Source organism: Idiomarina sp., assembly GCF_048265525.1.
GTDB lineage: Bacteria > Pseudomonadota > Gammaproteobacteria > Enterobacterales > Alteromonadaceae > Idiomarina.
Genome location: NZ_JBLXBI010000005.1, coordinates 199,141 through 217,243, shown reverse-complemented (window position 1 = coordinate 217,243; position 18,103 = coordinate 199,141). Strand labels below are relative to the sequence as shown.

32 protein-coding genes are annotated in these 18,103 nt (G+C 43.0%); all 32 read left to right on the top strand.

Going from position 1 to position 18,103, the window contains the following annotated elements; all coding sequences use genetic code 11:
- Window positions 1-83 precede the first annotated feature (83 nt).
- The 32 genes from ACN0TF_RS11715 to ACN0TF_RS11560 all read left to right on the top strand — a co-directional run bounded on the left by ACN0TF_RS11715 (window position 84) and on the right by ACN0TF_RS11560 (window position 18,092).
- Window positions 84-419: a hypothetical protein gene (locus ACN0TF_RS11715; RefSeq protein WP_417442082.1), complete on the top strand. Its 336-nt coding sequence runs from the start codon at window positions 84-86 to the stop codon at window positions 417-419.
- 424 nt (window positions 420-843) lie between these two features.
- The gene (locus ACN0TF_RS11710) at window positions 844-1,257 is read left to right on the top strand and encodes a VOC family protein (protein WP_417442104.1); all 414 of its coding nucleotides are present in this window, start codon (window positions 844-846) and stop codon (window positions 1,255-1,257) included.
- Window positions 1,258-1,329: 72 nt separating this feature from the next.
- On the top strand, window positions 1,330-1,752 hold the full coding sequence (locus ACN0TF_RS11705) for an ankyrin repeat domain-containing protein (protein WP_417442081.1): 423 nt from the start codon (window positions 1,330-1,332) through the stop codon (window positions 1,750-1,752).
- A gap of 73 nt (window positions 1,753-1,825) precedes the next feature.
- Entirely contained in the window at window positions 1,826-2,221 is a 396-nt protein-coding gene (locus ACN0TF_RS11700; protein WP_417442080.1) for a DUF2750 domain-containing protein, read from the top strand.
- Window positions 2,222-2,289: 68 nt separating this feature from the next.
- Window positions 2,290-2,592: a DUF2314 domain-containing protein gene (locus ACN0TF_RS11695; RefSeq protein ID WP_417442079.1), complete on the top strand. Its 303-nt coding sequence runs from the start codon at window positions 2,290-2,292 to the stop codon at window positions 2,590-2,592.
- 119 nt (window positions 2,593-2,711) lie between these two features.
- Window positions 2,712-3,101 carry a hypothetical protein gene (locus ACN0TF_RS11690; RefSeq protein WP_417442078.1) on the top strand — a complete coding sequence of 130 codons (390 nt, stop codon included), beginning with the start codon at window positions 2,712-2,714 and terminating at the stop codon, window positions 3,099-3,101.
- Between the two features lie 96 nt (window positions 3,102-3,197).
- Window positions 3,198-3,986 carry a suppressor of fused domain protein gene (locus ACN0TF_RS11685; protein WP_417442077.1) on the top strand — a complete coding sequence of 263 codons (789 nt, stop codon included), beginning with the start codon at window positions 3,198-3,200 and terminating at the stop codon, window positions 3,984-3,986.
- A 92-nt stretch (window positions 3,987-4,078) separates the two neighbouring features.
- Entirely contained in the window at window positions 4,079-4,411 is a 333-nt protein-coding gene (locus tag ACN0TF_RS11680; protein ID WP_417442076.1) for a hypothetical protein, read from the top strand.
- Window positions 4,412-4,473: 62 nt separating this feature from the next.
- Entirely contained in the window at window positions 4,474-4,764 is a 291-nt protein-coding gene (locus tag ACN0TF_RS11675) for a hypothetical protein (protein ID WP_417442075.1), read from the top strand.
- Between the two features lie 108 nt (window positions 4,765-4,872).
- On the top strand, window positions 4,873-5,097 hold the full coding sequence (locus ACN0TF_RS11670; RefSeq protein WP_417442074.1) for a hypothetical protein: 225 nt from the start codon (window positions 4,873-4,875) through the stop codon (window positions 5,095-5,097).
- Window positions 5,098-5,165: 68 nt separating this feature from the next.
- Complete coding sequence (locus ACN0TF_RS11665) at window positions 5,166-5,693, top strand: hypothetical protein (RefSeq protein WP_417442073.1); 528 nt, start codon at window positions 5,166-5,168, stop codon at window positions 5,691-5,693.
- Between the two features lie 99 nt (window positions 5,694-5,792).
- The gene (locus ACN0TF_RS11660) at window positions 5,793-6,188 is read left to right on the top strand and encodes a hypothetical protein (RefSeq protein ID WP_417442072.1); all 396 of its coding nucleotides are present in this window, start codon (window positions 5,793-5,795) and stop codon (window positions 6,186-6,188) included.
- Between the two features lie 118 nt (window positions 6,189-6,306).
- Window positions 6,307-6,702 (top strand): hypothetical protein, encoded by a 396-nt coding sequence (locus ACN0TF_RS11655; protein WP_417442071.1) that lies wholly within the window; start codon window positions 6,307-6,309, stop codon window positions 6,700-6,702.
- Between the two features lie 120 nt (window positions 6,703-6,822).
- A complete protein-coding gene (locus ACN0TF_RS11650; RefSeq protein ID WP_417442070.1) occupies window positions 6,823-7,338 on the top strand; it encodes a hypothetical protein in 516 nt (171 codons plus the stop codon).
- A gap of 123 nt (window positions 7,339-7,461) precedes the next feature.
- On the top strand, window positions 7,462-7,878 hold the full coding sequence (locus ACN0TF_RS11645; protein WP_417442069.1) for a hypothetical protein: 417 nt from the start codon (window positions 7,462-7,464) through the stop codon (window positions 7,876-7,878).
- 65 nt (window positions 7,879-7,943) lie between these two features.
- Window positions 7,944-8,372 (top strand): hypothetical protein, encoded by a 429-nt coding sequence (locus ACN0TF_RS11640; RefSeq protein WP_417442068.1) that lies wholly within the window; start codon window positions 7,944-7,946, stop codon window positions 8,370-8,372.
- A gap of 86 nt (window positions 8,373-8,458) precedes the next feature.
- Window positions 8,459-8,833: a hypothetical protein gene (locus ACN0TF_RS11635; protein ID WP_417442067.1), complete on the top strand. Its 375-nt coding sequence runs from the start codon at window positions 8,459-8,461 to the stop codon at window positions 8,831-8,833.
- Window positions 8,834-9,415: 582 nt separating this feature from the next.
- On the top strand, window positions 9,416-9,877 hold the full coding sequence (locus ACN0TF_RS11630; protein WP_417442066.1) for a hypothetical protein: 462 nt from the start codon (window positions 9,416-9,418) through the stop codon (window positions 9,875-9,877).
- A 46-nt stretch (window positions 9,878-9,923) separates the two neighbouring features.
- Entirely contained in the window at window positions 9,924-10,646 is a 723-nt protein-coding gene (locus ACN0TF_RS11625; RefSeq protein ID WP_417442065.1) for a DUF4261 domain-containing protein, read from the top strand.
- A gap of 93 nt (window positions 10,647-10,739) precedes the next feature.
- Entirely contained in the window at window positions 10,740-11,165 is a 426-nt protein-coding gene (locus ACN0TF_RS11620) for a hypothetical protein (RefSeq protein WP_417442064.1), read from the top strand.
- Window positions 11,166-11,238: 73 nt separating this feature from the next.
- A complete protein-coding gene (locus ACN0TF_RS11615; protein WP_417442063.1) occupies window positions 11,239-11,727 on the top strand; it encodes a DUF695 domain-containing protein in 489 nt (162 codons plus the stop codon).
- A 79-nt stretch (window positions 11,728-11,806) separates the two neighbouring features.
- Entirely contained in the window at window positions 11,807-12,598 is a 792-nt protein-coding gene (locus ACN0TF_RS11610; RefSeq protein ID WP_417442062.1) for a hypothetical protein, read from the top strand.
- Between the two features lie 167 nt (window positions 12,599-12,765).
- Entirely contained in the window at window positions 12,766-13,389 is a 624-nt protein-coding gene (locus ACN0TF_RS11605) for a hypothetical protein (protein ID WP_417442061.1), read from the top strand.
- 40 nt (window positions 13,390-13,429) lie between these two features.
- Entirely contained in the window at window positions 13,430-13,981 is a 552-nt protein-coding gene (locus tag ACN0TF_RS11600) for a DUF3916 domain-containing protein (protein ID WP_417442060.1), read from the top strand.
- 65 nt (window positions 13,982-14,046) lie between these two features.
- The gene (locus ACN0TF_RS11595; RefSeq protein ID WP_417442059.1) at window positions 14,047-14,379 is read left to right on the top strand and encodes a hypothetical protein; all 333 of its coding nucleotides are present in this window, start codon (window positions 14,047-14,049) and stop codon (window positions 14,377-14,379) included.
- 110 nt (window positions 14,380-14,489) lie between these two features.
- On the top strand, window positions 14,490-14,858 hold the full coding sequence (locus ACN0TF_RS11590; RefSeq protein ID WP_417442058.1) for a hypothetical protein: 369 nt from the start codon (window positions 14,490-14,492) through the stop codon (window positions 14,856-14,858).
- A gap of 15 nt (window positions 14,859-14,873) precedes the next feature.
- Entirely contained in the window at window positions 14,874-15,230 is a 357-nt protein-coding gene (locus ACN0TF_RS11585) for a hypothetical protein (RefSeq protein ID WP_417442057.1), read from the top strand.
- A gap of 428 nt (window positions 15,231-15,658) precedes the next feature.
- Complete coding sequence (locus ACN0TF_RS11580) at window positions 15,659-15,883, top strand: hypothetical protein (RefSeq protein ID WP_417442056.1); 225 nt, start codon at window positions 15,659-15,661, stop codon at window positions 15,881-15,883.
- Window positions 15,884-15,995: 112 nt separating this feature from the next.
- The gene (locus tag ACN0TF_RS11575; RefSeq protein ID WP_417442055.1) at window positions 15,996-16,451 is read left to right on the top strand and encodes a GNAT family N-acetyltransferase; all 456 of its coding nucleotides are present in this window, start codon (window positions 15,996-15,998) and stop codon (window positions 16,449-16,451) included.
- Window positions 16,452-16,517: 66 nt separating this feature from the next.
- Window positions 16,518-16,952 carry a DUF1851 domain-containing protein gene (locus tag ACN0TF_RS11570; protein WP_417442054.1) on the top strand — a complete coding sequence of 145 codons (435 nt, stop codon included), beginning with the start codon at window positions 16,518-16,520 and terminating at the stop codon, window positions 16,950-16,952.
- Between the two features lie 235 nt (window positions 16,953-17,187).
- Complete coding sequence (locus ACN0TF_RS11565) at window positions 17,188-17,577, top strand: hypothetical protein (protein ID WP_417442053.1); 390 nt, start codon at window positions 17,188-17,190, stop codon at window positions 17,575-17,577.
- Entirely contained in the window at window positions 17,574-18,092 is a 519-nt protein-coding gene (locus ACN0TF_RS11560) for a DUF4269 domain-containing protein (RefSeq protein WP_417442052.1), read from the top strand. The genes ACN0TF_RS11565 and ACN0TF_RS11560 overlap by 4 nt, the downstream gene beginning before the upstream one ends.
- Window positions 18,093-18,103: the final 11 nt, after the last annotated feature.

Genomic DNA, 18,103 nt, shown 5'->3' with positions numbered 1-18,103 from the left:
CAGTAGCTTAAAGACTGGGAATTAGAAATTGAGTGAGTTACATAGTGCGCATGCACAATATTCAAAGGTTACAAGGCAAACACATGGCCCAGGCAAGGTACATAGAAAAGTTCTCGGAAGACACATGGAAAAGTGTCAGTTCACTGTTTGCCACGTGGTTGCACGAAAGGAAGTTGGCCGAAGATATTGGTTGGTCCGAAGGTGATACATTGAAGCTTTCAGGAGATGTTGAGTTTTATTGCCTTCTGTTTCCAGACAAGTACGGCGAGAAAGTTCGGTTATTCGAACAATGGGCGGAAACAACAGATCGTCTATATGGCCTGCGCTACGGCCAGGAAGTAAAGATTCCAAGGAAGCCAGAGCTGAGCATCGCTCTTCCGCCAGAGCCTGTTGTAGAGGTGCCGTCGTGGCTGAAATAGCTGGAGGCATCCAAAGCCTTGTAACAAGGCGCTGTTGGCGGACTGCTTTTCCGCTAGCGCTCCAAAGCAGCCGCAAAGCGCGGCGTTATCCGTCTATAGGCACGGTTCAATGACCTACGAGATTCGATATTTTTTTGACCTTGGCAGTGGTGTGTGTCTTTGGGCAAAGAATGAAGATGCCCGAGAGAAATTTGGCTATCCCATTGAACATTGGGAATTGCCTCTTTCTGAAAACACCAATCGTTGGATACAGTACTTGATCTCTTGGTTTGACACTTCGTTTGATTGGAGTTCTCCAGCAGACTCTGACAATTACTGGTCAGAGGAAGAACGGCAACGGTTCAATCAAGCAGCGAAAAAAGGGCTAGAACTACTGCGTCAAGAACTGCCATCATCACAATACGAGTTCATTGATGAAACCAGCATGTCTAAATCTGTTCAACAGCAAATCGGGTGTATCGCTCTAGTCGTTGAAAATTACGATGATGCTATCGAGTTCTACACTAAAAAACTTCAATTCACACTGGTTGAAGATACTGACTTAGGTGGCGGTAAACGCTGGGTTCAAGTTTCTCCTCCTAATTCCAACGGAACGAACTTGCTTTTAGCTCAAGCGAGTACTCCTGAACAATCCCTAGCTGTAGGAAATCAAACAGGTGGTCGTGTCTTCTTGTTCTTACAAACTAATGATTTTTGGCGAGACTATGAGTTAATGAAGGTAAATGGTGTCGTGTTTAATGAAGAGCCTCGAGTTGAAGAGTACGGAACTGTAGTGGTATTCGAAGATCTGTATGGCAACAAATGGGATTTACTACAGCTAAACAGTGGAACCAAGTAGCACGCACATAACAAACGGCTCAAAGCGTTGTCAGCCCCTTAAGTGGGCGTTAAGCACATAAAGGGAGTGTGGATGGTCGGAAAAATCCCTAGGAAGAATCCTCGGCCGGGGGTGGATGAATACGGTAGAACTGACATGCACTATGCCGGTGATTCCGAGGTTGTTCAAAAGCTAATTGGGAGTGGCTTTGACATAAATCCTCAAGATGACAATGGCTGGTGCCCTTTACACTTTTATGCGCAGGATTCGAACGTCAATGCAATAGAAGTGGCGCTCGCAAACGGTGCTGACCCAAATTTGGTCGATTTGCATGGGAATGGACCGTTATGGACAGCTACCATCAATGCTAGAGGTGACTTCTCCTGTGTGGTTGCCTTATTGAAGGCTGGAGCAAAAGCAAGCCATAAAAATGAACATGGGCGCAGCCCTCTCGATATGGCCAATACAATTAAAGGGGGGCTTGAAGCTGTATTTTTGGAGCACAGTCATGCTTAACAAGCAAATTATGTACGCGCGTTTCACGCGCCGGACACCGCATATTTGGGCGTTATTTTTTTAGGGAGGGTCAATGCCATACAGGATGAATGAAAAACAGTTTGAAGCTGTTTTAGCATTGGATAGTTCTAAACGCTTCGATCACTTCATTGGTAAAGTGGCCGACTGGCAACAAATGTGGGGCGTCAAAAGTGACGAAGGTTGGCTAGTTCCGTTGGCTCCTGAAGATTTTGAATATTTTCCGCTCTGGCCTCATTTTGAGTATGCTCAGAAAATTACTGATGAGAATTTTCCAGGGCACAAGGCTGTCGAAATCAGCCTTGAAGAATTGCTAGATCATTGGCTTCCGCTCTTTGAGCAAGATAATGTAAAAGTTGCCCTATTCCCAAATAGCGAATGGACATTCTGGTGTATCGAGCCACACGATCTCAAAGAAGAGCTGCTGAATGAAATGGCAAAGTACGAGTAAAAACATAACAAGGCGCTCAAGCAAGGACGCAGCAAAGCTGCACCGTTTAGCTTGGCGTTAAGGATACTATGGTCGAGTTTGAACTAGAGAGCGGAGAACAACTCCACGCAGAAGCCCCGGATACCTTTTGGATTCCGTCATTGGATGCTAGACAGTCTCTTTCCTCTGGAGACATCGTAAAGCTTGTATTCCGCATAGAAGAGGATGGTGAGGTCAACGTCGAAAGAATGTGGGTGGTTGTTAAAAAGGCAACGATAGAGGGCTACGTCGGCATATTGGATAATGATCCATACTGTACAGATCAAATCCAGGCAGGTTTAGAGCTAAAATTTGCTCCAAAGCACATCATCGATATCTATGCTGACGACTGACATCCTTAACAAGTCATTGCAGTTCGTTCCGGCCCGACGGGCCTCCACCGGACGGCCTTTTTCTCTGTTTCGCTACACAAAGGCCGCCCCAAAGCTGAGCGTTATGCATAAGAGCGAGTATGAACACTAAGGCTATTCTTGAGAGTGATTTTTACCATGACGGAAGAGGCCCTGAGCTTCAAAGAGTCGTGTGGAAACTAAGGGGAGCTGTCCTCGTCGGCTTCGAGTACTTCAATCCTGACGATAAATATGTCCCCGACAAATTGAAGCACTTAGTGTTAGAAGGAGTTGAGGCGTATAGCATGGCCTCTGAAGAGGTTCACGGTAGCATTCTGGCTACTGGAGATAGTAGAGCAGCGATATTTGAGGTTATGGATTCCAGGTGGCTGGCTTCACTAAATCAAGCGCACCTTTCGGATTGCAAGCACTACCAGGTGCTGTTCTATGACGAAGTTTTTGACTTGGTATGTAAAGGCATAAAGTCAGGCCTTGGACATATCAATGCATAACAATCGCAGGCAAAGTGACGGCTTCTTCGTTGCGGCTTCGCGGCCACTACAAAGCCGCGCGTGCTGCAGGCGCTAGCTCAAACCATGAGATCGAGCATGAACGAAAAATTAAGAAAGATTCTAAGTGTGTTGCCATGGGTAGCAGCAAGCACCGCCTATGCATCTGACCCAGCCTCGCAAGTAGATGAAGAGACTTTTTGGCAGCAGGTCTACGATTCGAGAACCACATACTATGAAAAGAATATAGGGCAGTTCCCTGACGATATTCTGAAAATGGGGAATATGACAGGAGTATGGCCAGGAGGAGGTCTGTTTGTCTTGCAAGCAGACAAAATAGGTAAAGGTTTGTGGGCATATACTACGTTTGGAATGACTAATCCCGATATGCCAGCAAGCACTATGATGGCAGATTACAAAATTGAAACCGATGGTCAGGGGAGAGCGAGTAGATATTCGAGCACCCTGCAAAATAAGGAGCAGGCAAAGAGCGCTGAAGATTCGGCTGGTTATGGATATGAAATGCTTCTTATAGCAAAGGAGAACGCTGATTGGCCTTTATGGTTTATGCAATGGTCTGCGAATGCCGAGATTTTAAACGATGCCGGTATTCTTGACAGGGTAGAAAAACACCAAGGTCTCACTGTCCAAGATATTCAGGTCGGAGAAACTGAATCCGTCAATGTTCTTATAGCTAAAGCACAACACCCACTACCAACAGGTTTCATTTTGCCAAATGGGAAAATGGAATTATTGATTGCAACAGTAATTACTGATGATGAAATGCAATGGTCTTTGGAAAATGGACGTGAAGAATTGCTTGCTAAGCTACTCGAATCCGGTAATGGCCAAGTTAGTGATCGTAATCGTGTATCAGTGTTTAAATAAGCTAACAATCGGCTGCACGGCGACCGATTCTCCGCCGCTCCGCGGCTACAAACAGGCGCGTGAGCCGGGCGTTACATGTCTTAAGGAATATCGTGGCTAGTCAAAAGGACATATGCGGAAAATTTAAAGCGGATTTTATACCTTGCTCTGAAGCAGAAAAGCTTGGCCTTGCTATAGATACGCTAGGTAAACTGCCAATAAATGGTGTGCGTCATAAAGCAGAAAATGGAACATGTGGCTGGTATATTTGGTGCGGTGAAGAAATGATCCAACAAACTGATTTTTTTAAACCGCTACACGTGAGCCATATAAATGAATACTTACCTGAAATAGAGCAGTATTTGGCATTACCCACAGGGTATAGATTTTTAATCGCTGATGATTATGAAGATGTATGGCATGATCCAGAAATCATCAACATGTAATAAGCAAAGGAAAGGCGACGCCAAAAACGGGCGCTTGCTTGGGGCGTTATACGTAATCACACATGAGTAAACTATCTACTGAACAAGAAGCTTTGTACTCAGCTATCGCAGAGATTCTTTGGGAGAAGTGGGATCCAATCGGAGTGAACGATGGGGATAATGGGTGGGATGATGAATATGATGGCTATGTACCTCATATCTTTAGGTTGGCCCTTGAAGGTAATGATGCGATTCGTATCGCCAGCTCACTGACAAGTTCAGTGGAGCAAAATATTGGTCTTGGCCCAGATAAAGCGTCGGACCTAAAAGTGGCGAATCTCATTGTTCAGGCAAAGCAGGAAATCATAGGGTAATGTAGTCCCCGTATAATAAGGCGCAGCAATTCGCGCCTGAAGGCGCGGGACGGTTCTCACTGCGTTCAAACCGCCGTTGTGCGCGAAGTTATAAAGCTAGAGTGATTTATGGATAAAGTAGGAATTAAGTTAACGAAAGATGAAGCCTTAGTTCTATTTGATTTCTTATCAAGGTTTTCTAATGATGATAAATTGAGTATTCAAGACCAAGCAGAAGAAAAAGCCTTATGGAATCTTACTTGTGTATTTGAAAAAGCATTGACCGAACCATTTTCTAGTGACTGGGGAAACATAATTGAAAATGCACGAAACCGGCTTAGAGATGAAATTTAGCCGCATTATAACAATCATAGGCACAGCGACTCGTTACACTCGCGCGAGGTATAAGCGTTAGAAGTCTTATGAATAAGATCGATGAGTTACATGATACATACATAAAAGCCAAGTTCTCTCTCGGAGAATGGCATGACTGTGTCGATTGGGCCGTCCAGCGGCTGATGATTAATGAAGAACAAGGCAATGAGAGCATTATATTGCTGGCAAGTTCTAACGAAGAAGGTGAAATAAAGCAATTAACTACAGAAATTCTAGAGACTTTTATTGCACCAGGAAAAAGAGGTGATGAATATTGGGCAGGTAAATACGTTGTTTTTCTTCATGACCTATTTTACAGCTCAGAAATAGATATCTTTGAATTAGAAAAAAGGCTTTGGAAACTCTACTACAAACTAGATCACCCTTATTGGCTAGTTATGCTCTCCAGAAATTGTGAATATGCTACTGATGTTCAAGCCTTTGAGAAACCATTTCAAGATGAGTTCGAGTACATCGTAAGCTTGTGGAAAAACTGTAACTCAATAACAGAGTTTAATGAGCTGTATGATAGTAATATTTCAAATTCACACGATGCAATATCTGCTAACAAGTAGCTGCACCGGAAAAAATAGTCGCTGCGCTCCCATTTTCCGGTGAGCCGGGCGTTATCCCTTTTTAGGACCGACTACGAATCTAGCTTGAGAGTAAACGGAGTGACAAAGAAAGTATTTCATAACCTAAGAATGATACTCCAATCTAATGAGGAAGGATTTTCACTCGAAATTAGTGTAGCGAGTGGACATGCGGAATTTAGCGTTACGATCCCATTGTTGGAGAAGGACTATTCAGTGATTGAGAAGGACGAAGAAAGAGCAGCTTTTCTTCAAGCCGCACTTCACCATCCTTTTCAATTAAAAGAAACGTGGCTCGATGAATTAGAGCAGCGCAAATATTTGGATCTCATACTTCATTCACCTAAAGAAGTAGTAGAGTCGTTTCTAACAGAAAAAGATCATGGGCGAGCTAATGGGGCTATTTCAAATGCTGTACGCATTACATGCGGAAGAGATCAATCCGTTATACGCTCAGGACGCTGGTTTCAGCAATAGTATAAATACTATGTATAGGTCACAGGATAACAAGGCTATCAAAAATCGTTCCGGCCAAAAGACGGCCTTCACTGGACGCGCTAAGGCGCGCCTTTTATAGCGGGGTTAGGCTCTCAATATGAAAGAACCGTGTAATGAATGCGGAAAGCTAGTGCTGCCAGAAACGAAGAAAAAGACTGGCGGGTTATGTGTGCCTTGCATTCGTAAAATCTATCCTATGTGGCCAAATAAGAACACACCGAAAGAATCAAAGCCATTATCAAAAAAGTTGCCATTGGATCTTCATCCACGTATAAAAGAAATCATTGATAAAGAGCTTGAAAAGGGTAACGAAATAGAAGGTGTTGGGGTATGGCCAAGACCTAAAAGCAATAATGTATATCTTAAGTACAGGTTTAAATTAGAGCACAAGGCTTCCGGCATTCAATACCATGAAGATCACGATCCTCACTATCTAATTGCCGAGTATTTCGCGCATGAAACAGGAGATACGGTACTGTGCAGCATAAAATAAGCCTAACAAGCAGAAACGGACTGTCAAACCTGCTACTTAAATTGCTGGCGCAATTACATACCAGCTTTGCCTGCCGCTGTGCTCGGGCGTTAGAGCCCCATAATAAGAAGAGGTGTAGACTTGAAATCTCTAATTCTCATATTAGCTATTTTTACACTTATTTCGTGCTCTGGTACAGGAGATAAGGTTAGTTCGGAACCTTACAATAAAAAACAAATTGGCGAAGGTGATAATTCTTTGTCAGGTTTAGAGCCTGACAAAGTTAAGGTCTGTTTTTCACTTGCTAGCATGGCACGTTCCGCAATTGTGAACAAAGAAGAAGGGCTATCAAAGGAATCTATGCTTGCACCTTTGCCGACTAGAGAGCAGTTAAACAGCTATCCTAAAATTAGGGATGTTCAAAAGATGATGGGGTTAGCAATGCACGAAATACTCAATAAGGTATATGATTATGAAACTTTAGAGAGTGAAATATTTTCATCCTACATTGCTGAAGTTTGTTTAAGAGAGCTTAAAGGTGTGGCGGTTCCTGAAAGATTTTTTGAAGCTTATAAAGAGCTTCAGAGTTGTGAGGCAGAAGAGACTAAGAAAAAAAGGATTTTATGCGCAATGGCAGTTGCTGGTTCCAAGCCCTAACAAACGCATTAAATCGCTCGCAGGCTCGCTGGGACAACATCACGTAGGCTCAGTCGCTTCGCTCTCATTTTAGCCTACGTGATATTGCCCTTTATGCGGGCGATATGTTTCTAGGAGAGATCAGTGAATTACCCTGAGTGGGATGAGGTAGCGAGTGATAAAGAACTTATTGATGAGTTCTATGAGCAGCTTCTTATTCGATATCCCGAGCTTAAAGAAGATGTAGAATATAATGAAGGTTTACTCCACATTGATATGGGGGGCTTTCAAAGTGTTGCAGAGAGGCTCTGTACAGAAAGAAAAATTGATGAAGCCAAAAGTTGCTTCAATTGGGTTAACTCACTATTTTGCCGCAGTAAAAATGAGCTGTTAAACGCGATCAATGTATCTTTCCTAGAATACTTTGAGTATTACCATGGCCTCTCAGATACAGAGTTCGAAAACATTATGCCCAAAGAATTGTTTCGCGGTTACAAAGAAATGATGGCTTACATGGAAAAAATGGCTAAAGATGCAAACGAGCGCAATACAGAAACATAACAAGGGTCTCAATGCGACACGGAAACGCGCGCATTAGCCAAGCGTTATACGGAAAGGAGTAATCAGTGAGTTTCGATCTTATGGTTTTTGAGCCATCGGCAGCCCCAACGGAGCGAGCCAAATTCATGGAGTGGTATCAGGCGCAAACAGAATGGTCTGAAGATCACAGCTATCAAGACCATTCCGTTACGAGCCCAGCTCTGAAAGCATGGTTCGAAGAAATGATTGAGTTCTTTCCTCCTATGAATGGCCCATTGGCGTCTGATGACCCCGATGATGAGAAAGTTACAGATCACTGCATAGGTAAGGAGGTTATCTATTCAGCTTTCGCTTGGTCTGTAGCAGAAGAAGCCAACCCCAAAATGCGTGAACTGGCCATAAAGCACAACGTAGGCTTTTTCGATGTCAGCGCAGAACAAGGGGAAATTTTGTTTCCTGGGCAATCGAGCCGAGGTGCAGCCGCCAAATCAAAACCATGGTGGAAATTCTGGTGAATCCGTATAACCAGTGGGTGAAGCTGACCGGTACTACGCTGCGCTCCGCACCGGCGGCTTACCCAGGGCGTTATGTGTAGGTAAGTATGGAGTGGACTGAGCTTAAATTGTTCCAGGGCATTGACCTCAATGATTCATTCGTTTTGGGATGGCGTCACGAAGGTCGGGATGTCATTTTCGATATTGAAGCAAGCATTTGGCCATCTTCTGAGCATTACATGACACCGAAGCCCAACGAATACACTTGCTATCGCAGAGCTACGCTGGCGTTCGAGAATATTAGTGAATGCGTAGGGTTGTTACCCATGGCAAGTGTGGCAAAGTCCACCGATGCGGCTGGAGAGACAGACTTTGGCAATATTGACTTGCTTTTCTTACTGGAAGACGGGTTCGAAGTTTCAGGTGATTTCGGAAACCTGAGTATTAAGGGAGGAGAGCTTCTCTTTGAAATCCACACATAACAGAGCCATTAAATTCGCTCCCTACGGTCGCCGGATCTCGTTTCACTCGAACGTTTATGGCGGGCGTTATGCCCAAGGGAGAGCGTGTGCGATTAGCAAGTTTTGATAAGGACTATTGGGAGTTACGAAATGGTGAGGAGTGTCATGAAAAAGATCCTGACACTTTCTGGATTCCTAGTCTGGAAGAACGGAAATCACTTAGGCGCGGGATGCAGCCAAGCTTATATTCGATATCGAATGTGTTGAAGAAGGAAAAATTATTGTTCTAGGCGAGCGCATTTTTGTAATTGTTTCAGAAATTATTGGCGATATGTATATAGGGATTCTCGATTCTCAACCTTCGTGTATCGAGAAAGGGCAGGATGACGTATATCTGTGTTTCGGTGCAGAAATAGCGTTCTCTGCTGAGCACATAATAGATATAGATCGACCGCCTGATGATTATATTGAATGGCAATTGGGCCAACCGCCTGAGAGAGTCTGGTCGCGTGGTTAGGCATAACAATGGACTGCTGACGGACGGTTTTTCCGTCGCTTCACTCCTCCCAAACCGCCGCAAAGCCCGGCGTTATAAGTATAAATATGCCTCGTCGTAAGGAATTGAAAAATATCGCTCAGGGAGTAGTAAGCTCGTTTGTTAGTAGGAACAATGATTTTGATGGTTATTGGGAGCTAGCAAAGCTGTATGACTTGGCCGAGAACAACAGTGGTGCAAAAGTAAGTATTGATTTAATTCAATCTAATATTTGCCCACCATCAGAAGCATTCGAGCCTTTGGTCATTATGTGGCGAAGCAAGTTTCTAAAGATGCTCAACTCAAGATCAATTCCTCTTTATTGGGTTAGCTCAGCAGTTGTTCACGCAAACTTTGATGTTGAGTATGCTGCAAAACTACACAAGTTAGGCATGTACGGTGAGCCTTGTACTTGTGAGTGCGAAATTGTCACAGATAGTGGCATTAAATATACAGAATCTGCTGGTACAAGGTGTATGCCGTTCAGTCGTGCTTGGTTTCAGCGTAGTACTCGAAGAAAAAACTTTTAACAAGCGGCCCCCATAAGCCGTTAGTTTTCTAAATTGAGATATGTGAATGTCAGAGAAAGAAATGGAAATCGTTTTATGTATACCTGGTCCATGGGCTGATCGTAGCGAGCTTGTTCAAAGTATAGTAAAAGATAGCGGAGGCTATATTTTTTCTGGCATGGTCTTGATGAACTTAGAAACGAAACAGTCTTATGAGCTGGATTTTTGTGGTGTAGATGAAAGAATGCTATCGGCTTTTGAAGCCTCCGGGCCTCACTGGAAAAATACAGCAGAAATGGAACTTATCTCCTCTCATAAGTCAGTTTGCTATCTAATTGCTAAAGGTGGGTCTATAGAGTCCGCACACTCAATAATGAATGCTGCTAACGCATTACTTGACGCTGGCGGCTACGGGGTTAAAGTTGAAAGTTCTGGTTTATCTCACCCTCCAAAAGATTGGAAAGAGCAATGCAAATACAATTATTTGTTTAAAAGTCACTCGTCATACGTCGTATACATAACTTCAGAGAGTACTTATTCCTGTGGTATGCATAATTTTGGATTACCTGATGCTATCGTCAATAGCAGCGAATCTGAAAATCCAAGTGAACTGCTAAGGGTGTTTACGCATTATTTATTATCTGAATCTCCTGTAATAAAGGAAGGGCAAACCTTTTCAGTCGATTCAGATTCACCCGCATACCGAATTAAAGCGCATCCTCCGATTTATTACGGAGAAAGCTCGTTGTTCAATAACCCTTTTGGCATGTGGAAACTTCAAGCGTGCTAGAAACGAAAATTAACAGGCGCATGTTGTCGGACTGGTTTTCCGCTGCGCTCCAAACTAGCTGCAAAGCTCGGCGTTAGCAGCCTTAGGAAATTCATGGAAGATTTAAACATTCTCTATAATCCAAACTTTATTGATATAAATGGTCTCGTAATTCCGGAGTGGGAGTTGAATAACCTAAACACTAACTCAAATTCTCTTGCTTCCCGAGAACCTGAAGACAATGAGTTATTTCTGTCAGTTACAGCCGTTCTTGACTACTTTGATAACAATGCTGAACTTGAAGAAGAACCATGGTACAACTCAGAAAGTTCAGACTTCCTGAAAGCTTGGGAAATAGCTAAAGAATTAGTCGAGTTGTGGGGGAATAAACTGCTATCTCAATTTCCTACTTATAGTTTTTATGTTGTGGCGAACAGATTTGATCAACCTAAAGTAAGGTTTTACAAAGTCCGTAGTAATGAGACTCCACCTCAATTATCAAGCCAAGATAATTTAAGTATGGTATTTAAGGGCAGCTAGGAAGTTACTCAGAAGGACGGGAAACGCTTGGCTTGCGCTCATTAGTAAGGCTTTATGTTTCAGGGAGAATTTCGTGCTAAAGAAACTATTTGGGAAAAAAGAAGAACAAAAAGAAAGTGAGGTTCGTGTTGTCATCCCCGAAGAAGAGTTCGGTATTCTCGAGTGGAAAGAAGATGACTTACCTTGTATTGGGGTTCTTAACTCTGCATTAAAGGACTTCGAGCCAAAGAAGATATTTAGTTGGCACTTATCCGTTATTATTGATTACGAAGAGCTTATTGATAAAGGTATGCCCTCTCAGGAAGAGCGTGACATCGTAGACCCTTTCTGTGACCGACTAGATGAGGAGATCAAAGCTGGTGGGAATGCACTATTTCTTATCCGTGAGACTTGGAATGGCATACGCAGAATGGTGTGGCGCGTCTATGACCCCGAAATAGCAGATGCGCATTTAAAATACATACTAGAGCATCGTCGCTACCCTAGGCAATTCGATTATCACATGGCTCAAGATATGGAGTGGGAACAAGCTAAATGGTACTTCAATCAAATAAAAACATAACAAGAAAAGGCAGCATCGCACTACGGGCTGGACCGCTTCGCTGCCGCTGCTTTTGGCGTTATAAAGCTACGAGGTCGCTATGACTTTATGTATTGCTTGGCGAAATGAAGATACTGTTCACTATTTCTCTGATTCTCGCCTAAAAACTGCGGAAAACTCGTATGCTGATGTCGGCATAAAAGTTTTGACTTTACCGGTAAAGATATACTCTCCAAGCGATGAGAAAGGGGAGAAGCAACTATTTCATACTCTGGAGATAGGAATGTGCTTCGCAGGAAGTGCTGTAAACTCGTTAACTTTGAAGGAATCACTTGTAGAGCTTCTAGAGAATCTGCAACATGTACCCGGCTATACAAACTTCAGCATGGACGGTCTTGCTAAGTTCATTTTCTCTGCATACAGAAGTATTTCGAAAGCAGTCTGTGCAACCTCAATTGGTAGAAACGGTACGGCCTGCATTATGTTTTCGGGGATGTGTCCGCATGAAGACCGGATCCGATCCTATATCCTGGAAACAGATGCCTCAAATTGTCACAGCTACAAAGAGATACTTACTTCTAATGGAGCGTTGGAAGTCATCGGCTCTGGAAAAAGTCAAGCTGAAGCAGCTCTGAAAACAAAGACTCTTTCAAAAATTGCACTGTTGGACACGCTTGATACAATAATACAAGACCAAAAAAACGATTCGGTAGGTGGCCCAATACAGTATGGATACTTTGTGGGTTCAACTTTCAAGTGCTGCGGAGTGGCAGTAATTGAATCAGGCACAGTGCACTATTGGAGAGGCGGCCTCGATATTAATAGCAGTGAGTTTTTGGGCGACCAAGAAAACTTCATCCCAAATTTCTGTTTTCTGGACATTATAAAATGATCAGACCGCTTTATAACAAACCGTTCCTGAGCGACCAAAGTATGTCGTCATGTCTTTTGCTTTCGCAAAAGTCACGGCAACTACTGTGGCGCCAGAATAGGGGCGTTATGTGCTCATCAGAGTCGGCTTTGGCTTCAATACATTACGGTATAGTTTAAGGAACTAATATGAAGTGGTGGGAAAAAACAGTTGAATATACATTTGTGCTTAAAGCTGCAAAGGAAAAGATTTTCAATCTTTTTATGCCTTTAGATGGCAACGTCGAGTCTATTGGGGATACTGTTGTTTGCAATGACTCAGAGTTCTTTATCATCGAGTTCAAAAAGAGCCTTACAGACCTGTCGGCGGAATATTCAAAGTATGAAAATGGTAAAGCTGGCTATTTATTAGCTGCTGAAGAAATGAAAAAGAATGATGCTTCTCATGCGCACTTTTTAATAGGGGGAAAAGAAGCTAAAGATAATAAATACCTTGAACTTGAAATAAGTAAATACTTTGAATTAGATGGCTATATATCATCTGATATTAACGTGATTCTCGAAAAAGGAATCAGTTTAGAGCAACTAAAAGAATACACTAAGAAAATAACATCACTTAAAGTAAACGGTGACTCGGAAGGTGATGAAGGCTCCTCAAGCGGAGGATTCGCTAACCAAAGTGTATTAGCTGTTTCGAGATCAAAAAAGAAAGGGACTCTCATTCCTCTCCACTACTTTAAACCGCGAGCACCAAAGAAAGACTTAAAAAAAAATATAACCCGTAGCTCAACTCCTACAAGAGGCATGTTTTAAATTTTACACATAACAAGCGCTTAACAGGGCAAAGTAGAACATGAGAAGATTAAGCTTCAATAGGCCTAACGAAAAAGTCCGAAATCCTAAAAGACATATACGCTCGTTAAAGAGATGGGCTAAAGGGTTTGAAGGTTTTTACCCTGAGAGGACAGGTGATCTTTATCAAAATTTTAAAATTTGGACCTTAGATAGATTAATTGAAGGACCTAAATCAAAGCTGGAGTGGAAACAAGAAGCAATAAGGCAGCTTTTACAAGTTGCTGAAAACCTTATAAAAGCTAAACCTGAAAGTGAAAATGGTAAGTCTGGGGTGGCGGTTTTATTATGCCACCCAAATCTTTGGTCTAGCGAAGTAACAGTGTTCTTTGATAAAGAATATTTAGATAGCTTTATACCCACTGAACCAAATGGAAAATCAATCTTGAGTCAAAATGGTGTTTCTATACCCAATAACTTCACTGAGGCTGGCTATATCGCTACATGGAATGATGAGGATGAAAATGGGGAGGAGATTGTTTGGAGTGAAGAACGTTACACTATCTACGAAAAAACTATAACAAGTCAATCAACTTCGCGCCTTCGGCGCTGAATGTAGTAAAACTGCGCCGGTTATTGAGACGTTAGGTCTCTTATTCTTCATCAGGAGTTTAAATTTTGTTTTCAATTATTTGTTGGTTCATTGGACTCTGCGGGGTTATTTTTTATGGTTTTAAAAGGGTATTTAACCTCTACAAGGCTGAATCACCTACAAATAGGGACTATCTGATACAAGGTACCGTTTTAATCTTATATTCCACGTTGGCTGTGGGCACAGCTCAGTTCTTAAGTCAGTCTACAGATGAATACAATGCAGGTTTATCTGAACTCTCTGGATTATGGGTGACTGTCGGGCTATTAGCTGTTTATATAAAATATTTAGCACCATTTGTGTTTGCCGCTATTGGTGTGAACATGGTGTCTCATTCACTTACAAACCAAAAGACCTAACAAGCGCATTAACACTCTCGCTGGGACAAAAGTACAGCGCCGCTCGCCGATTATAGCGCTATGTATTTTTGCCCATTATGTGGGCGTTACGTTTAATTTGAGAGAGAATTATGGGCTGGGAGTTAATTAACGGAATAACAGGAATTATTAGCGCTTTTGGTGCCTTCAGCGGTATCGGATACGTGGCTTTGGCAGGCGAAAGATCAGAACCAAAGCTTCCCGGAAGCCTGATAAGTCTCAGAAAGCTAGCCTCATTCACAATTGCTTGCTCAGGTTGGGCATTGTGTTGTTTGGCATTTTTGTGGGCAGCGGAACCATATGGCGCATTTGTTTCTGACCGGGACTACCAGCAATTTTTCGGCATTATTTTGGCGTTTCCTGCTCTAGTAATATTCATTTTCGGTGTGAATTTACTTCAGGGCGGAGAACGTAACAAGTCAAGCAAGAAGGACGCGCGAAATACGCGCGCCCCTTCTTGAGCGTTAAGTGCACGAATGAACTACGACGAATATATCAAGGAAATAGAAAAATTCTCAGAAGACGATGTGGTTTCGCGTTTAATTAAGCATCTGGTCTCCTGGAAGGATGACGATACTAATGTCCTAGAGCTAGCCGATACTATCGAGAGGTTTTTCGGGAATTCTTGGATTGAAAACAAAGAAACGCATAGTCACCTGTACCGAATGTGGTCCGCATTTAAGAAAGAGGCGATCGAGGGTATCGCTGGCATGACAATGAACGAGCGGCTGTATTGGTTTGGGCTTTTCGAGCGTTTCGAAAAAGTAGAATCGGAACCAGAATCAGAGCAAAAGCAAAAGGTTATTTATGCCAAGGTTTGCGCAAACATTTAACAAGCCGCTCAAATTTGTTCCGGCCACAAAAAGTGTGGCCTCCACCGCACTCGCTAACGCGCGCCGCTGCTTTGGGCGTTAGCGGGGCATTATGTGTAATTGGTGAATTATCTCTTAACTATGAGTATTGGAAGTAACAAAGATATACCTATGAAAGACTGTCCTTCTTGCAGTGGTAAAGGGGAAGTCAAATGTCCTACATGCAAAGGTAAAGGCAGACCTTTTGATTGTAGTCACTGTGGAGACATCGAAAAATCCGAATCGTGGGGGCTCGTGCCCTGTAATCGTTGTAATGGTACTGGTAAGGTTAATAGAGGTTAGTCCATGCTTAAAACACATAACAAAGCAATGAAAAATAGCCCTCAAAAAACGTGGGCTGGACTCGCTAACGTTCGCCCTTTATTGGGGCGTTATACTGCTGAGGGTGCATGGAAGAAGTAAGCATCAAGCTGACGAAAGATGAAGCCTTGGTCTTGTTTGAGCTCCTTTCCAGGTTCTCTTCTAGCGATGTGTTCAGCATTCAAGATCAGGCCGAAGAAAGGGCTCTTTGGAATCTAACTTGTACCTTTGAGAAGCTTCTGTCTGAGCCATTTTCAGATGATTGGACCGAAATTATTTCAGCAGCAAGAAAAAGACTGCGAGATGAAGAGTAGCCAAAACATAACAATGCCAGTCACGGCGACGCATACTACATTGCGGCTGCGCCTCCATTAGGCAGCCGCGCGTGCTGAGCGGCGTTATACGAATTTCCAGGATGTTTAAAATATGGAAATAAAAAATGATGACTTGAGCGATGGTGAAGTCATTTCACTTATGGAAGAACATTTATCAGATATGTATGCCACCTCGCCTCCCGAGTGCGTTCATGCATTAGACATTAATGCGCTTAAGGGCCCTAGGGTCACTTTTTTCAGCGCGTGGGAAAATGAAACATTGGCAGGTTGCATTGCAATTAAAAGTCTCTCATCCGAAGACGCAGAAATTAAATCAATGCGTACTGCCCACTCATTTAGAGGTAAAGGTGTCGCTTCAAAATTATTGTTACACCTGCTCAATTTTGCTAAGCAACAGGGCTATACGTCAGTTAGCTTAGAAACAGGAACTCAAAGCTATTTTGCACCAGCTCGTAAACTCTATAAAAAGTTTGGCTTCATGGACTGTGGGCCGTTTAGCGATTACAAGTTAAATGCTAATAGCCAATTTATGACCCGCGGTGTGTAAGTTGGAAAATTCGTATAATAAGCGCATTAACTCGCTCGCAAGCTCGCTGGGGCAGTAGAGGAAATCATGAGCATCATTCAGGAAATTAGAGAATCGTGGGGTTGGGTTGGTATCAACCCTGTTGAAATCGTAGGAGAGAACGACTTTGGCAACCTTATGATCGAAGATGTTGAGGGCAAATACTGGCGTTTGTGCCCTGAAGATGCTTACTGTGAGGTTCTAGCTAACACCCGAGACGAGTTGGTTCGTCTGTCTTCTGAGCAGGAGTTTTTGGAAGATTGGTGTATGGAAACACTTGTCGAGCAGGCAAGAGCAAGTTTAGGTGAGCTTTCCGAAGGCACGAAATATAGCTTGGTCATCCCCGGTGTGCTTGGGGGGGAATATGCCATTTCAAACATCAAGATCGCTCCGCTGGTTGAGCTTGTTCGATTTTCAGGCGACGTTGCAAAGCAAATCGATGACCTTCCAGATGGTGCAGAGATTCAACTAAGGGTGGATTGAGCTTACATAACAAGCCCAAGCATCCGACCCATTCTCCGCTACGCTCCGAATAGGCAACTGATGGGCGGCGTTACGAGTAAGGACAACATGACATTCGAATACTTCAAATATCCCGAAAAGTTGGCTTATCTAACTGATAAGCCAATGCCTTGCTCTGTATATTTATTTAGCTTAGGCAATCAAAAGTATTGGGTATGGGATGCAAGCTAAAGCTCACAATAAGGAGTCAGCGTTAATGGGTAATTGGGATGGGGCAATATTCCGCAGTATTGGGTGGGTTCTACTTCTCGGAGTGGGCTACTCTTTTTATGAAATTGGTATTCCAGTTTTTATGTATCCAATACAAGATTTCCTGGCATTATTTGGGTGGGTTGCTTCAGTTTACCTAGCTGTATCTGTTGTTGGTTGGCTTACTATCGGTCTCCCGTTTCATTGGGCAATATGTAAGTGGTCAGAGCCGAAATACCTATACTATTTGTTGCCCGGCGCATTGATAGTATTAGCTATAGCAACATTTGGTGGCTTAGAAACGGGTATTGTTTTTGGTGTGGCAGCTACGCTTCAGGCTCTAATATTTAGGTTCTATGTGTTTAAATCAAAAAAAGATAACAATAGGCTGGAATGAATAGCAAGATCGCCCGCGCCAACAAAGCGATAGAAGAATCGGGAATTCTGATTAAACTCAACGCATATTCGCCGGAAGTCGTTAGTACGATATTTGTTTCTCTGGATACGAAGGAAAGCGACATCGATATCGTTTGTACGTACCAGGAACAAGAAGCTTTTATTGAGGCATTTGAGTCGGCATATTCCGGCTATGAAGCTTACAGTATGCGGCCACACAAAGATCACGTTTTAGGTCAGTTTCACTGTAACCAATTTTTAATTGAAGTCTATGCGTCGAAAACGCCAGTGGAGTTGCAGGCGGCATTTCGCCATTATCAGGTAATGAAACGCCTTGTAAAAATCGGGGGCAAGGAGTTCATCGACAGGATACGGCAGCTTAAAGAGAGCGGTCTCAGAACCGAGCCTGCCATTTGTCGGGTTATGGGAATTTCTGGAGACCCCTACGCTGCAGTCCTTGAACTGGAGCACTGGTCTGAAAAGGAGCTTAAAGCGCATGTTGCAAATTGCATATAACAGTCGTAGGC

Coding starts and splice junctions, on each gene's coding strand:
- ACN0TF_RS11695 (WP_417442079.1), top strand. CDS start 2,290: ATGGTCGAGTTTGAACTAGAGAGCGGAGAACAACTCCACGCAGAAGCC.
- ACN0TF_RS11605 (WP_417442061.1), top strand. CDS start 12,766: ATGAAGTGGTGGGAAAAAACAGTTGAATATACATTTGTGCTTAAAGCT.
- ACN0TF_RS11600 (WP_417442060.1), top strand. CDS start 13,430: ATGAGAAGATTAAGCTTCAATAGGCCTAACGAAAAAGTCCGAAATCCT.
- ACN0TF_RS11630 (WP_417442066.1), top strand. CDS start 9,416: ATGCCTCGTCGTAAGGAATTGAAAAATATCGCTCAGGGAGTAGTAAGC.
- ACN0TF_RS11715 (WP_417442082.1), top strand. CDS start 84: ATGGCCCAGGCAAGGTACATAGAAAAGTTCTCGGAAGACACATGGAAA.
- ACN0TF_RS11620 (WP_417442064.1), top strand. CDS start 10,740: ATGGAAGATTTAAACATTCTCTATAATCCAAACTTTATTGATATAAAT.
- ACN0TF_RS11670 (WP_417442074.1), top strand. CDS start 4,873: ATGGATAAAGTAGGAATTAAGTTAACGAAAGATGAAGCCTTAGTTCTA.
- ACN0TF_RS11635 (WP_417442067.1), top strand. CDS start 8,459: ATGGAGTGGACTGAGCTTAAATTGTTCCAGGGCATTGACCTCAATGAT.
- ACN0TF_RS11705 (WP_417442081.1), top strand. CDS start 1,330: ATGGTCGGAAAAATCCCTAGGAAGAATCCTCGGCCGGGGGTGGATGAA.
- ACN0TF_RS11585 (WP_417442057.1), top strand. CDS start 14,874: ATGAACTACGACGAATATATCAAGGAAATAGAAAAATTCTCAGAAGAC.
- ACN0TF_RS11690 (WP_417442078.1), top strand. CDS start 2,712: ATGAACACTAAGGCTATTCTTGAGAGTGATTTTTACCATGACGGAAGA.
- ACN0TF_RS11590 (WP_417442058.1), top strand. CDS start 14,490: ATGGGCTGGGAGTTAATTAACGGAATAACAGGAATTATTAGCGCTTTT.
- ACN0TF_RS11560 (WP_417442052.1), top strand. CDS start 17,574: ATGAATAGCAAGATCGCCCGCGCCAACAAAGCGATAGAAGAATCGGGA.
- ACN0TF_RS11675 (WP_417442075.1), top strand. CDS start 4,474: ATGAGTAAACTATCTACTGAACAAGAAGCTTTGTACTCAGCTATCGCA.
- ACN0TF_RS11700 (WP_417442080.1), top strand. CDS start 1,826: ATGCCATACAGGATGAATGAAAAACAGTTTGAAGCTGTTTTAGCATTG.
- ACN0TF_RS11580 (WP_417442056.1), top strand. CDS start 15,659: ATGGAAGAAGTAAGCATCAAGCTGACGAAAGATGAAGCCTTGGTCTTG.
- ACN0TF_RS11625 (WP_417442065.1), top strand. CDS start 9,924: ATGTCAGAGAAAGAAATGGAAATCGTTTTATGTATACCTGGTCCATGG.
- ACN0TF_RS11655 (WP_417442071.1), top strand. CDS start 6,307: ATGAAAGAACCGTGTAATGAATGCGGAAAGCTAGTGCTGCCAGAAACG.
- ACN0TF_RS11685 (WP_417442077.1), top strand. CDS start 3,198: ATGAACGAAAAATTAAGAAAGATTCTAAGTGTGTTGCCATGGGTAGCA.
- ACN0TF_RS11570 (WP_417442054.1), top strand. CDS start 16,518: ATGAGCATCATTCAGGAAATTAGAGAATCGTGGGGTTGGGTTGGTATC.
- ACN0TF_RS11610 (WP_417442062.1), top strand. CDS start 11,807: ATGACTTTATGTATTGCTTGGCGAAATGAAGATACTGTTCACTATTTC.
- ACN0TF_RS11665 (WP_417442073.1), top strand. CDS start 5,166: ATGAATAAGATCGATGAGTTACATGATACATACATAAAAGCCAAGTTC.
- ACN0TF_RS11710 (WP_417442104.1), top strand. CDS start 844: ATGTCTAAATCTGTTCAACAGCAAATCGGGTGTATCGCTCTAGTCGTT.
- ACN0TF_RS11575 (WP_417442055.1), top strand. CDS start 15,996: ATGGAAATAAAAAATGATGACTTGAGCGATGGTGAAGTCATTTCACTT.
- ACN0TF_RS11565 (WP_417442053.1), top strand. CDS start 17,188: ATGGGTAATTGGGATGGGGCAATATTCCGCAGTATTGGGTGGGTTCTA.